The 13752-nt window shown below is 60.2% G+C and carries 12 protein-coding genes and 1 tRNA gene; 9 read left to right on the top strand and 4 right to left on the bottom strand.

All coding sequences use genetic code 11. The annotated features are described in order from the left end of the window. Positions 1–47 precede the first annotated feature (47 nt). Together BN1800_RS09785 and BN1800_RS09780 are read right to left on the bottom strand one after the other, a co-directional pair. Positions 48–123: transfer RNA gene (locus BN1800_RS09785), tRNA-Thr, on the bottom strand. A 125-nt stretch (positions 124–248) separates the two neighbouring features. Beyond that, positions 249–1208, bottom strand: a complete 960-nt coding sequence (locus tag BN1800_RS09780) for an NAD(P)H-dependent flavin oxidoreductase (RefSeq protein WP_086997209.1) — start codon at positions 1206–1208, stop codon at positions 249–251. A 274-nt stretch (positions 1209–1482) separates the two neighbouring features. On the opposite strand from BN1800_RS09780, the gene BN1800_RS09775 reads away from it, so the two are divergent. Beyond that, positions 1483–2667: a hypothetical protein gene (locus BN1800_RS09775; protein WP_027510713.1), complete on the top strand. Its 1185-nt coding sequence runs from the start codon at positions 1483–1485 to the stop codon at positions 2665–2667. A gap of 3 nt (positions 2668–2670) precedes the next feature. Here BN1800_RS09775 and ppk2 read toward each other — a convergent pair whose 3' ends face one another. Continuing rightward, positions 2671–3552, bottom strand: coding sequence for a polyphosphate kinase 2 (gene ppk2, locus BN1800_RS09770; protein ID WP_027510712.1), 882 nt, complete (start codon positions 3550–3552; stop codon positions 2671–2673). Positions 3553–3791: 239 nt separating this feature from the next. On the opposite strand from ppk2, the gene phoR reads away from it, so the two are divergent. The 7 genes from phoR to phoB all read left to right on the top strand — a co-directional run bounded on the left by phoR (position 3792) and on the right by phoB (position 11492). After that, positions 3792–5012 carry a phosphate regulon sensor histidine kinase PhoR gene (gene phoR, locus BN1800_RS09765; RefSeq protein WP_086997206.1) on the top strand — a complete coding sequence of 407 codons (1221 nt, stop codon included), beginning with the start codon at positions 3792–3794 and terminating at the stop codon, positions 5010–5012. A gap of 191 nt (positions 5013–5203) precedes the next feature. Continuing rightward, positions 5204–6238 carry a substrate-binding domain-containing protein gene (locus tag BN1800_RS09760; protein WP_086996845.1) on the top strand — a complete coding sequence of 345 codons (1035 nt, stop codon included), beginning with the start codon at positions 5204–5206 and terminating at the stop codon, positions 6236–6238. 159 nt (positions 6239–6397) lie between these two features. Beyond that, complete coding sequence (pstC, locus tag BN1800_RS09755) at positions 6398–7879, top strand: phosphate ABC transporter permease subunit PstC (protein WP_027510709.1); 1482 nt, start codon at positions 6398–6400, stop codon at positions 7877–7879. After that, on the top strand, positions 7876–9195 hold the full coding sequence (gene pstA / locus BN1800_RS09750; protein WP_027510708.1) for a phosphate ABC transporter permease PstA: 1320 nt from the start codon (positions 7876–7878) through the stop codon (positions 9193–9195). Before pstC ends, pstA begins: the two co-directional genes overlap by 4 nt. 15 nt (positions 9196–9210) lie before the next feature. Beyond that, complete coding sequence (gene pstB / locus BN1800_RS09745) at positions 9211–10026, top strand: phosphate ABC transporter ATP-binding protein PstB (protein ID WP_027510707.1); 816 nt, start codon at positions 9211–9213, stop codon at positions 10024–10026. A gap of 34 nt (positions 10027–10060) precedes the next feature. After that, entirely contained in the window at positions 10061–10774 is a 714-nt protein-coding gene (phoU, locus tag BN1800_RS09740) for a phosphate signaling complex protein PhoU (protein WP_027510706.1), read from the top strand. A gap of 34 nt (positions 10775–10808) precedes the next feature. Beyond that, positions 10809–11492, top strand: coding sequence for a phosphate regulon transcriptional regulator PhoB (phoB, locus tag BN1800_RS09735; protein WP_027510705.1), 684 nt, complete (start codon positions 10809–10811; stop codon positions 11490–11492). A 70-nt stretch (positions 11493–11562) separates the two neighbouring features. Here the strand turns inward: phoB and BN1800_RS09730 are convergent, their stop codons facing one another. Continuing rightward, positions 11563–12096 carry a GcrA family cell cycle regulator gene (locus BN1800_RS09730; RefSeq protein WP_086996842.1) on the bottom strand — a complete coding sequence of 178 codons (534 nt, stop codon included), beginning with the start codon at positions 12094–12096 and terminating at the stop codon, positions 11563–11565. A 420-nt stretch (positions 12097–12516) separates the two neighbouring features. Between BN1800_RS09730 and BN1800_RS09725 the strand changes: the two genes are divergently transcribed. Continuing rightward, the gene (locus BN1800_RS09725; protein ID WP_027510703.1) at positions 12517–13716 is read left to right on the top strand and encodes an aspartate aminotransferase family protein; all 1200 of its coding nucleotides are present in this window, start codon (positions 12517–12519) and stop codon (positions 13714–13716) included. Positions 13717–13752 lie beyond the last annotated feature (36 nt).

Here is a 13752-nt window from a genome sequence, read left to right as displayed (position 1 = left end):
CCAACAGGCCCCTGCTTTTCGTCAAAAGAAGCTGATCTTGGAAAGACTGGTGCCGCTTACGTGACTCGAACACGTGACCCCATCATTACGAATGATGTGCTCTACCGACTGAGCTAAAGCGGCAACCTAGCGGCCGAATTGTGCGGCCCGCGATTTGCATGGCGCTGATACAGGCATTGTTTGAAGATTTCAAGCGCTCTGTCGTGCCTTTGGCAAAAAAGACGCCCCTCTGCGGAAGGTGGCGCGGCTCAGAGCGCGAGGCGCGCGCGCGCCTCGCGGTATTCGACCTCCAGTCTGTCAACAAGCTTGGCAACCGGCTCGACGGCCTTGATCGCGCCGATGCCCTGGCCGCTACCCCAGATGTCTTTCCAGGCCTTCGCGCCGCCTACGGCCTGTTCGAAATCCATCTTCGACGGGTCTGCCATCGGCAGGTTGTCCGGGTCGAGGCCAACGGCCTGGATCGATGGCTTCAGGTAGTTGCCGTGCACGCCGGTAAAATAGTTGGAATAGACGATATCGCTTGCTGCACCCGCAACGATTGCCTGCTTGTAGGCGTCGGTGGCGCGCGCTTCCCCAGTCGCGATGAACGGCGTTCCGATATAGGCCATATCCGCGCCCATTGCCTGCGCCGCAAGGATCGCGCCGCCGGTCGCGATCGCGCCTGCCAAGAGCAGCGGCCCGTCGAACCATTCACGGATTTCCTGCACCAGAGCGAAGGGCGACAGCGTGCCGGCATGCCCGCCGGCGCCTGCCGCAACAGCGATCAGCCCGTCCGCACCTTTCCGGATCGCCGAATTGGCGTGGCGGTTGTTGATGACGTCGTGGAGCACGATACCGCCGTAGGAGTGCACCGCTGCGTTCACCTCGGGGACAGCGCCGAGCGAAGAGATCACGATCGGCACTTTGTATTTGACGCAGAGGCGCAGATCATGCTCGAGCCGCTTGTTCGACATATGGACGATCTGGTTGACGGCGAGGGGTGCTGCGGGCCTGTCTGGATTGGCGGCGTTATAGGCTGCGATGTCTTCGGTGATCATTGCCAGCCATTCGTCGAGCTGGCTTTCGGGCCGGGCATTCAGCGCCGGGAATGCGCCGATCACGCCTGCCTTGCATTGCGCCAATGTCAGAGCCGGGTGGGAGATGATAAAGAGCGGCGAAGCAAGGACCGGCAGTCTCAGATTTTCCGTGAGGATTTTAGGAAGAGCCACAGCGTTCACCATTGACGTTTACGAAAACGTCAATTTGATAGCAGACTTGATGAACGAGGAAAAGAGCGTGCTTGAGTGCCGAGCTGTCGATTCCTGGAAGATCGGCTATCCGGGTGAGTGGGCAAGCGCGGCCCAAAGGGCATATTTATTCCCTGCGATGCGGCATGCTGCCAGCCGCAAGACTTGCGGTTTTCAGCCATTGACGCTACCGAGTTTTGTTAGGCATTTGTAAAGATTTCAGGGTGATGCCTGATGCCAGCATGAAGGATCGGATGTGAGCGGATTAGAAACGGCAATCAGAACGGCGCTTAACAACTCCGATCGCGATAATCCGGAAGTCCGCGCAAGGATTTATCAATCGGCCCGCCAGGCGCTGGAGGCCGGCCTTCGCAAGCAGGATATCACCGACCGGGAAGCGATTGCGCATCATCGCCATCGGCTCGAAACGACCATTCACATGATCGAGGCCGAAGAACGCGAGCGTCTGCATCCGCGCCAGGGGCCGCCGGAAGTGCCCGTTCCACCCGTTGCGGAGATCCCGCCGCCGGTCCGGCGCGACGAGCGCTTTGAAGATGACGCGCCTCAGGTCGGCGGTGAAACACGAGGCTATTCGGCAAGGCCCGTCTATGACGAGTCGAGGCTTGATGACGTCCATGCTGCCGCGACCGATCATCTCGGTGCCGCACCTCAGGCCAGCGAACGTTTCGCAGCCGAAAGCCGGACCGCTGCCCATATGGATTTCCGGCCGGAGGGGGCTGCGAAGCGCCGCAAACCGCGGAAATTCTTCTCTCGGCTGCTCGTCTGGTGCGTGCTGATCGCCTTCATCGGCATGGGGGCCTGGTGGGCCTATAAGTCCGGCCTCTTCCTGACGGCGGCCGAGCGCGACACTAGCGTCGCCAACCCGCCTGCCAGTACCGAGCCGGAAGATTTCGACGGTGCGGACGAAAATGCTTCGAACACGGCGCCGCATGTCGATCAGCCGGTGACGATCGATCCGCAGAACAGCTTTTCTGCGGAATGGATCGAGATATTCAAGCCTTCGGACGCCGCCGGGATCGAAAGCGGCCCGCGGGCACGGACGGAAAACATCGCCGAAAACGACGGTCCGGCCATTCGGTTGATCTCGGAAAGCAACGGCGCCGATGGCAATATCGGCATCAGCGTTCCGAGAGACGTGCTTCAGCAACTCGCCGGCAAGTCTTCGACGATTGCGATCACGCTGCAGTCGACGAGCGACGAGCCGACACAGGTCACGGTCGAGTGCAATTTCCAGACGCTCGGCAATTGCGCCCGCCATCGCTTCAGCGTCACGCGTGAAAAATCCGACGCACTGCTTCAGGTTACCTTCGACCGGTCGCTGGCGCCGAATGCCGACGGCAGGCTGATGATCAACAGCGATGTCGACGGCAAGGCGCGGGGCATCAACCTTTACGCCGTGCGCATTTTGCCGGGGCAGTGACCCTTATTTCAGAAAGCCGGACCCTGCGCCGATGATCTTGTCGTCGAGATCGCCGACCGCCTTTTCGTCCTTGCCGTCGTAATCCATTTTCTTCAGCATGTGACGGATGAGGTTGAGCCGCGCCCGCCGTTTGTCGTTGGCTCGGATGACCGTCCACGGCGCAAATTCCGTGTGCGTTTCCTTAAGCATCCGGTCGCGTTTCTCGCTGTAGTCGCCCCATTTGGTGAGCGCCGCGATATCCATCGAGGAAAGCTTCCACATCTTCAGCGGGTCGTGTCTGCGGTCGTGGAAGCGCTTCAGCTGCATTTCGCGGCCGATATCCAGATAGAACTTGAAGAAGTGAATACCTTCGTGGGCAATGATCTTTTCCAGCTGCGGCGCCTGCTTGAGAAAATCCTCATATTGCTTCGGTGTGCAAAACCCCATGACCGGCTCGACGCCCGCGCGGTTGTACCAGGAACGGTCGAAGAGAACGAACTCGCCGGCCGTCGGAAACTGCGCGATGTAGCGCTGAAAATACCATTGGCCGAGTTCGCGGTCATTTGGCTTGGCGAGTGCGACGACGCGGGCAAGGCGCGGGTTCATGTGGGCGGAGGAGGCCGATATCGCGCCGCCCTTACCAGCCGCATCGCGGCCTTCGAAGAGCGCCATCACCCGTTTGCCGGTTGCCTGCAGCCAGAACTGCACTTTGACCAGTTCGATCTGCAACCTTTCCAGCTCTTCGAGGTACTCTTCCTCTTTCAGCTTTTTCTTGTAAGGGAACTCCCCGGATTCCAGCGCCCACTCATCGATCCAATCCGGAAGCGCCGGATCGTCGACATCGAAGACGCGCTTCTTGCCCCTGATGTCCAGTTCAACCGCGCGGCTTTCTACAGCTTCGGCCATATTTCCTCCTCGGGCTGCGGCTTTCCTCGCAGGCGATCACATTTTCCGTTGAAAATCAAATCCATCGCGAGAGGGAAATTTCTGTGCGTTTCGGTTGCAGCTTTTGCGATTAGTGGCAGTAACTGAAAACTTCTGTCATGAATCCCGGCTATCAGGCAAAGTTCGAAACCATAAGAACGACTCGATTTGCGGCGCACGAGGCACACTTGGAAGACGAAACGCCATGGACAACGGGGCTCATGGCCCGCATCCGGCAGCAGCGAACGGTCTTGCTTGCGGCGATCGTCATTGGCCTCATTACGCTTGCGGCCGGCATGAACAAATGGGCGGTGCTGGCGCTCGTTGTCTTCATGATCGCCATTGTGCTGCTAAACAGCATGCCAGCAGTGCAGGCCAAGCTTGCGGAGGCGCCGGAAATCGAACCCGAGGCACCTGCAAGCCTGGTGCCCGCCGTCTCCGCGACGCTGGCCGGCCTCGACATTCCCGTGATGCTCCTTTCAGGCGACGCCTCGGTTCTCTTCCAGAATCGCGCCGCGGAAAAAGCCTTCGGCGAAGTGGTGATCGGCGCGCATATTTCCGCCCGCTTACGCTCGCCAGGCATTCTGGACATGGTGGGAGAGACGATCGCCACCAATACGCCCAACCAGATCGAGCATTCCGAGCGCCTGCCGTCGGAGCGCGTCTATATCGTGCGCAGTGCGCCGATCGATTTCGGTGGCGCCGGGAGCGGCGAGCGCCTGTTTCTGCTCTCCTTCCGCGACATTTCCGAAGTGCGGCGCATCGACCGCATGCGGTCGGATTTCGTTGCCAACGCCAGCCATGAACTGCGAACCCCGCTTGCGTCGCTCCGCGGTTTCATCGAGACGATCCAGGGTCCGGCAAAGAATGATCCGAAGGCGCAGGAGCGCTTCCTCGGCATCATGTTTGACCAGACGACGCGCATGAGCCGCCTCGTCGATGACCTCCTCTCGCTTTCCCGCCTCGAGCTCAAGTCGCATATCGCACCCGACGAAAAGGTCGATCTCGTGCCGCTGCTTGGCCATGTCAGGGACTCGCTTGCACCGCTCGCCAAGGATGTCGGTGTCGAGATCAACCTGCATTTGCCGGAAGGTAAGGCAGAGGTTCTCGGAGACCGCGACGAACTGGTCCAGGTTTTCGAAAATCTTATGGAGAACGCCTGCAAGTACGGCCAGGAAGGCAAGGTCGTCGATGTCCGGGTCAGGAGTGCGCCTGGCGAAGCGATCGAAGTCAGCGTTGCGGACAAAGGGCCGGGCATTTCCGCGGAGCATGTGCCACGCCTCACGGAGCGCTTTTATCGCGTCAGTATTGAGGACAGCCGCTCCAAAAAAGGCACCGGTCTTGGGCTTGCGATCGTCAAGCATATCCTGACGCGCCATCGCGCACGGCTGATCGTCAAGTCCGAAATCGGCAGGGGAACGGACTTCACCGTGCGTTTTTGACATAAAACTGAAGAGCGTCGGTCGGTGGATGCAGTTTTCCCTTTTAAAATCAATTGCCTAAACTGTCATAAATGTTTCATCAAAATGACATAAAAGCTCTTGGCATCAGGCAGTAAAGAGATGCTGCCGATGAAAAAGGCAATGCGAGGGCCTGGGGCCCTGCTCACACAAGCCCATGCCGGGAGATTTTGATGAACACTCTTAAGCTAACCGTTGCAGCACTCGCTGCCACCGTCGCCTTCGCAGGCGCCGCCGCCGCCCGTGACCAGATTCAGGTCGCCGGCTCGTCCACCGTCCTGCCTTATGCGAAGATCGTTGCCGAATCCTTCGGCGAAACGTTCTCGAACTTTAAGACGCCGATCGTCGAATCCGGCGGCTCGGGCGCAGGCCTCAAGGAATTCTGCAAGGGTGTCGGTGAAGACACGATCGACATCGCGAACTCTTCGCGGTCAATCAAGGATAGTGAAATCGAAGCATGCAAGAAAGCCGGCGTAACGGATATCCAGGAAGTCAAGATCGGTTATGACGGCATCGTCTTCGCAACTGACACCGCCAACTCGGACGTCGCCTACGTTCCGGCAGACATCTACAAGGCGCTCGCCGCTCAGGTCGTCGTCGACGGCAAGCTCGTCGCCAACCCCTACAAGAAGTGGTCGGAAGTAAACCCGAAGCTTCCCGACGTTGAAATCGCCGCCTACATTCCGGGCGAAAAGCACGGCACGCGCGAAGTCTTCGAAGAAAAGGTTCTTGCCGCAGGTTGCAAGGCTTCCGGCGCCACCGACGTTATCGCCAAGGAAATCTCCGACAAGGCTGCCCAGGGTAAGGCTTGCGTCGCAGTTCGCAAGGACGGCGCCGCCGTTGACATCGATGGCGACTACACGGAAACCCTGTCTCGCATCGCCGCCAACAAGACCGGCGTCGGCGTATTCGGCCTCTCCTTCTATGAAAACAATGCCGACAAGCTGAAGGTTGCAACTGTCAACGGCGTCGTTCCGTCGACCGAAACAATCTCCAACGGCACCTATCCGGTTTCCCGCCCGCTGTTCTTCTACGTCAAGAAGGCACATCTCGGCGCCGTTCCCGGCCTGAAGGAATACGTGAACTTCTTCGTCTCCGACCAGATGATCGGTCCTGACGGCCCGCTCGTCGAATACGGCCTCGTCGCTGCTCCGGATGCAGAGCGCGAAGAGATCCGCAAGAACGTCGAAGCCGAAAAGACCATGTAATGGATTGTGCCGGCGCGGTGCCTGAGGCCGCGCCGGCATTTTATTCGACTGCTTCTGCCCTTGCCTAGTGGCGGCAGGGTTTCAAGTTTCTCCATGATTGGGAAGCCGCGCAGGATGGTCTGCGGGTGCTTTTGGGTCGTGAGCCTGGGGACGTAACGAATGAGCACATCCATCATACTCTTGTGTCTCGTGGTGCTTGGCGCGCTGGCCTATGTGGCCGCTCGCAGCCGTGCCATGGCGCTTGCCGGCGGCAAGCCGTCCGCGCTTCATTCGCGGCCGGGCTACTACGGTGCCTACGCAGCCATCTGGTCGACTCTCCCTGCGCTTATCATTCTCTGCATCTGGCTCGCCGCAAGCCCGGGGATCGTCGAATCCGCTGTCCGCGACGCTTTCCCCGACGACGTGAAGGCGAAGACCGCCGCAGAACAGGATCTGAGCTACAGCATGGTCGCGACCATCGCCCGCGGCATGAACCTGTTAACGTCAGATGAGATCAGTGCGCTCGGTTCCGATACCGCAGCCATTCAGGCAAAACTCAACGGGAAGGGTGTTCCGCTCGCCGGTGAGCCGCAGCCTTTCATGATCGATGCAGCGAAGACACTGAATGCCAAAGCCGCAGGCAGCCGCATGATCATGACCGCGGTTGTCTTCGTGCTCGCTCTCGGCGGCGCATTCTATGCGCTTCGTGGTATTGCGCCGCGCTTCCGGGCTCGCAACCGTGTCGAGCGTGTTATGCTCTGGGCACTTCTCGTTGCATCATCCATTGCGATCCTGACCACGGTCGGCATCGTTTTTTCGATGCTGTCCGAAGCCATCCGCTTCTTCGCAGCGGTTCCGGCAACCGACTTCTTCTTCGGCACGGTCTGGGATCCGCGTTTTGCCGGCGCAGGCGGCTCGTCTTTCGGTCAGTTCGGCCTCATCCCGCTGCTGCTCGGCACGCTTTATATCGGCTTTGTTGCCATGCTGGTCGCAGTGCCGGTTGGCCTTTTCGCCGCCATCTATATGGCTGAATATGCTTCCCCGAAGGTTCGATCGCTCGCCAAGCCTCTTCTTGAAGTTCTGGCCGGTATCCCGACCATCGTCTACGGCTTCTTTGCCCTTGTTACCGTCGGCCCGTTCCTGCGCGATCTGTCTGCGCAAGTGAACGGCCTTCTCACCGGCAATTACGGCAACTTCATTCAGGCGCAGAGCGTTCTGACGGCCGGTATCGTGATGGGCATCATGCTGATCCCCTACGTTTCCTCGCTGTCGGACGACATCATCACCGCAGTGCCGCACGCGCTGCGTGATGGTTCGCTAGGCCTCGGCGCCACGCGCTCGGAAACGATCAAGAGGGTGGTGCTTCCGGCAGCTCTGCCGGGCATCGTCGGCGCACTCCTGATGACGGCCTCGCGCGCCATCGGCGAAACCATGATCGTCGTGCTGGCCGCCGGTGTCGCTGCGCGTATGCAGATCAATCCCTTCGAGCCGATGACCACGGTGACCGTCAAGATCGTCAACCAGCTGACCGGCGACCTTGAATTCACCTCGCCGCAGACGCTGGTCGCCTTCGCGCTTGGCATCACGCTCTTCTTCATCACGCTTTGCCTTAACATCTACGCGCTTTACATCGTGCGCAAATACCGGGAGCAGTACGAATGACGAATATTGTTTCCCCCATTGCAGGCACCATTTCCAAGGCGCCAGAGCGCCGCGATATCGGCATCAAGCGCCGTTATGCTGCGGAGCGCCGTTTCAGGGCCTATGGCATTGCCGCTATCTCCTTCGGCCTGATTTTCCTGGCGTTCCTGCTGTCGACGGTCATCCGCAACGGCTACACTGCCTTCCAGCAGACGGTGATCTCGCTTCCGGTCGAATTTACTGAAAAGACCATCGACCCGGATAACAAGCGGGCCACCGATCCGTCGGTGCTGATTGCAGCCAATTACGGCGCGCTGCTGCGTGATGCGCTTGTCAAGGAGTTGAACATCAACGCCTCCAGCCGCCCGGATGTCCGTGGGGCGACGGCGATGCTCTCCAAGAGCGCGCCGATCCAGTTGCGTGACATGGTTGTCGCCGACCCGTCGATCATCGGCAAGACCGTCAATGTGACCGTTTTGGCCGACGCCAATGTCGACAGCGCCAACAAGGGCCAGATCGACCTTGCCGTCGATGAGAAGAACCGTAAGGTGAACGACAAGCAGCTCGGCTGGATGAACGAGCTGAAGGCGAACGGAGCGCTTTTCAAGGAGTTCAACACCGGACTTTTCACCCATGGCAACTCCAGCCGTCCTGAAGCCGCCGGCCTCGGCGTCGCTCTTGTCGGCTCGCTCTACCTGATGCTGATCGTTCTCGTTCTGTCGCTGCCGATCGGCGTTGGCACCTCGATCTACCTTGAGGAATTCGCGACCAAGAACAAGGTGACGGACCTGATTGAGGTGAACATCAACAACCTCGCTGCCGTTCCCTCGATCGTCTACGGTCTGCTCGGTCTTTCTGTTTTCATCAACTTCGCAGGCCTGCCACGCTCGGCCCCACTGGTCGGCGGTTTGGTGCTGACGCTTATGACGCTGCCGACGATCATCATCGCCACCCGCGCAGCACTGCGCGCTGTCCCGCCGTCGATCCGCGCGGCGGCGCTCGGCCTCGGCGCCTCGAAGATGCAGATGGTGTTCCACCACGTCCTGCCGCTTGCGATGCCCGGTATTCTGACCGGCACCATCATCGGTTTGGCACACGCGCTCGGAGAAACCGCACCGCTTCTCCTGATCGGCATGGTCGCCTTCGTCGCCAGCGCGCCGAGCACCCCGCTCGACCCGTCCACGGCGCTGCCGGTACAGGTCTACATGTGGGCCAACGAAGCCGAACGCGCATTCGTCGAGCGCACGTCTGGCGCCATTATCGTCCTGCTCCTGTTCCTGATCGTCATGAACCTCGGAGCCATCCTCTTGCGCCGGCGCTTTGAGCGTCGCTGGTAAACGGAGTACATAGTCATGAACATGTTGACTGAAGCAGCAGTTGAGAAGGCTCTGGACCAGAAAATGAATACGATCCCGTACAAGATGATCGGCCAGGACGTGTCGGTCTACTACGGCGATAAGCGTGCGCTTTTCGACGTGAAGCTAAACATCCGCGAGAACACGGTTACCGCGCTCATCGGCCCCTCCGGCTGCGGCAAGTCTACCTTCCTGCGCAGCCTCAACCGCATGAACGATACGATCGACAACTGCCGCGTGACAGGCAAGATCACGCTTGATGGCGAGGATATCTACGATCCGGATATCGACGTCGTGGAGCTCCGCGCCCGCGTCGGCATGGTCTTCCAGAAACCGAACCCGTTCCCGAAGACGATCTACGAGAACGTCAGCTACGGGCCACGTATCCATGGCCTGGCAAAGTCGAAGGCGGACTTGGACCAGATCGTCGAGCAGTCGCTGCAGCGCGCCGGCCTTTGGAACGAAGTCAAGGATCGCCTGCATGAATCCGGCACCGGCCTGTCCGGCGGCCAGCAGCAGCGTCTGTGCATCGCGCGTGCCGTTGCCGTGAGCCCGGAAGTCATCCTGATGGACGAACCGTGCTCGGCGCTCGATCCGATTGCGACTGCCAAGGTCGAAGAGCTGATCCATGAGCTGCGCGAGAACTTCACCATCGTCATCGTGACGCACTCGATGCAGCAGGCGGCCCGCGTTTCGCAGCGGACCGCTATGTTCCACCTCGGCAATCTCGTCGAGGAGAACGACACCGACAAGATGTTCACCAACCCGGACGACCCCCGCACCCAGGATTACATCATGGGCCGCTTCGGCTGAGTTGCGGCGTTCAGGCTATTCAAGGACAATTCCCATGGCATCGACCCATATCTTTTCTGCCTATGACGACGATTTGAAGTTCCTGACCCGCCGCATCTCGGAAATGGGTGGGCTTGCCGAGCAGATGGTGTCCGACGCTGTCCGCGCGCTGGTCAACGGCGATACGGCTCTGGCCCAGAAGGTCATCTCCGACGACGTGATCCTCGATCATGCCGAACGCGAGATCGGCGACAAGGCGGTCGTCACCATTGCCCGCCGCCAGCCGATGGCCTCCGATCTTCGCGAGATCATGGGCTCGATCCGTATCGCAGCCGACCTTGAGCGCGTCGGCGATCTCGGCAAGAACACGGCCAAGCGCGTCATCGCGGTACAAAGCACCGGCGTTCCGCGTAAGCTCGCCCGCGGCCTCGAGCATCTTTCCGAGCTCGCCCTCGTCCAGCTCAAGGAAGTGCTCGACGTCTATACGACCCGTGCCGCCGACAGGGCGAAGTCGATCCGCGAGCGCGACGAGGAAATCGACGCGATGTACACCTCGCTGTTTCGCGAGCTTCTGACCTACATGATGGAAGATCCGCGCAACATCACCAGCTGCACGCATCTTCTCTTCTGCGCCAAGAACATCGAGCGCATCGGCGACCATGCCACCAACATTGCCGAAACGATCTATTACATGGCGACCGGCGCCCAGCCGGAAGGCGAACGTCCGAAGGACGATACTGCCAACACCGTCGGCGCGGTGACGGAATGACAATTCTGAACCCGCCCTCAGGAGACAGAAGCGAATGATCCCGAGAGTTGCAGTCGTTGAAGACGAAGAGGCACTGAGTGTGCTTCTTCGCTATAACCTTGAGGCCGAAGGTTTCGAGGTCGATACCATCCTGCGTGGCGACGAGGCCGAAATCCGGCTTCAGGAGCGCACGCCGGACCTTTTGATCCTCGATTGGATGCTGCCGGGCGTATCGGGCATAGAGCTTTGCCGCCGCCTGCGCATGCGTCCGGAGACCGAGCGCCTGCCGATCATCATGCTGACGGCGCGCGGCGAGGAAAGCGAGCGCGTCCGCGGCCTTTCGACCGGCGCCGACGACTATGTCGTCAAGCCGTTTTCGACGCCGGAGCTCGTTGCCCGCGTTAGGGCGATGCTGCGCCGCGCCAAGCCTGAGGTGCTCTCGACGGTGCTGAAATGCGGCGACATCGAACTCGACCGCGAAACGCATCGTGTTCACCGCAAAAGCCGCGAAGTTCGCCTCGGCCCCACCGAATTCCGCCTCCTGGAATTCCTGATGTCGTCGCCCGGCCGCGTTTTCTCGCGTTCGCAGCTTCTGGACGGTGTCTGGGGCCACGACATTTATGTCGACGAGCGCACCGTCGACGTCCATGTCGGCCGGCTGCGCAAGGCGCTGAACTTCTCCAACATGCAGGATGTCATCCGCACCGTCCGCGGTGCCGGATATTCCATGGAATCCTGATTGCCGCTTCCATTGCCGGGCATAAAAAAACGGGCCTGCGAGGCCCGTTTCCGTTTGTCATTTATCCGGCTCAATTTGCGCGGGCTGCTGTCCTGCGGCGCTCGTTGACCGGCTGATAGGCAAGGCGCGCATGATAGCTGCAGTAAGGTGAAGAGTCCGGGCTGTCGCAACCGCAGAAGTGGAAATCATCCTTCAGCGGATCGCCGACCGGCCACTTGCAGGTGCGTTCCGTAAGTTCCGTCAGGCCGAGGCGGCGGGAGATCGGCACGACCACGTTTGCGGCCGGACGATACCTTACCTCCTCCATGAGATCGATTTCGATCTCTTCCTTGAGCATCGTTGCGCCCTGCTGGCGCGTGACGGTGCGGGTCGCGATCCGCGATGCATAGTTCGGTGCGCGCGGAGCCGAGGTATTGCGCTTCGGCGCTCGTGCGGCCGCCGCGGTGCCACCGGCCTTGGCGCGGCCCGGAAGGCTAAGCCTATGGACCTTGCCGATCACCGCGTTCCTGCTCACTCCGCCGAGCTGCGCAGCGATCTGGCTCGCGCTCAGTCCTTCGGACCAAAGCTTCTTGAGTTTTTCGACTCGCTCGTCTGTCCAGTTCATGCCCTGTCTCCGCCGTTTAGCGTTGTGAAGGCAGAATCCCCCACCCTTGCTCCGGATACATCCGAAGCAGGAAACGCCTGACCAATTGTGGTGACTAGTTCCGCCGCATGCAGTCTAGTAATTGAGTTTTAACCTAGTGTGAGGCTGACTCCGTGACAAGAGTCGCGGGAATCCGGATGAATCGAATTTCAAGTTTTCCCCAACTTGCTTCCCGAGCGAGTCATTTCTGCAACATTAGCTGTTGATAAATGACCTCGTTCGGGGAGGTGGTCCCATGGCGCACGAAGCCCGCAGTTTTGTTGACATCGCGGTGCGAAACGTCAATAGTGGCACTCGCCGCCGAAAGGCGGCATTTTTAATTTTTCGGACCCGGTTTTTAGCCGGAGTCTGGTTGCCCTAACGATGACAGGAGATCGCGCCATGGCTCAAGCCGCGCCGCTATATGACACCTATTCTCGCGCCCCTTTGCGGTTCGAGCGAGGTGAGGGCGTTTGGCTAATCACTGAAGGCGGCGAACGATATCTGGATTTTGGCGCAGGCGTTGCAGTGACTTCCGTTGGCCACGGCAATCCGCATGTCGTCGAAGCCCTGAAGGCGCAGGCCGACAAGGTTTGGCACCTGTCGAATATCTATGAAATTCCCGGCCAGGAAGCGCTTGCCAAGCGGCTGACCGACGTCACCTTCGCCGACAAGGTGTTCTTCACCAATTCCGGCGCCGAGGCGCTGGAATGCGCGATCAAGACCGCGCGCCGCTATCAGTATTCCAACGGTCATCCCGAGCGCTTCCACATCATCACCTTCGAAGGCGCCTTTCATGGCCGCACGCTGGCGACAATCGCCGCCGGCGGCCAGGAGAAGTATCTCGAGGGCTTCGGCCCGAAGGCGCCGGGCTTCGATCAGGTTCCCTTCGGCGATATCGAGGCGGTCCGCGCAGCGATCACCGATGCGACCGCCGGCATCCTCGTAGAGCCGGTGCAGGGCGAGGGCGGGGTCCGTCCGGCGACGAATGAGTTCATGAAGGCGCTCCGCCAGATCTGCGATGAGAAGGGTCTGCTGCTGATCCTCGATGAGGTCCAGACTGGCGTTGGCCGTACCGGCAAACTCTTTGCTCACGAATGGTCGGGTGTCACGCCGGATATCATGGCGGTAGCGAAGGGTATCGGCGGCGGCTTCCCGCTCGGCGCCTGCCTGGCGACCGCGGATGCCGCCTCCGGCATGAAGGCCGGCACGCATGGCTCCACCTATGGCGGCAATCCGCTTGCCATGGCGGTCGGCAGCGCGGTGCTCGACGTCATCCTCGCCGACGGCTTTCTGCAGCATGTCCGCGATGTGGCACTCGTCTTCCGCCAGGGCCTTGCCTCGCTGAAGGATCGCTATCCGGATATCATCGAAGATGTGCGCGGCGAAGGCCTGATGCTCGGCATCAAGGCTGCCGTCCCGTCTTCCGAACTGTTGCAGGCCATTCGTGCTGCTCATCTTCTAGGCATTCCGGCGGGCGATAATGTCATCCGTCTCCTTCCGCCTCTAGTCGTCACGGCGGAGGAAGCCCGCGAGGGCCTTGCCCGCGTCGAGCGCGCTGCCGAAAGCATTCGCGCGGCAAAAACCAGGAAGACGGCTTGAACGGATAACGCCCCTCAAGGCGCATACAGGTAAGAA

The organism is Rhizobium sullae (assembly GCF_900169785.1).
Lineage (GTDB): Bacteria > Pseudomonadota > Alphaproteobacteria > Rhizobiales > Rhizobiaceae > Rhizobium > Rhizobium sullae.
This window is presented reverse-complemented; position numbering and strand designations above follow the sequence as displayed.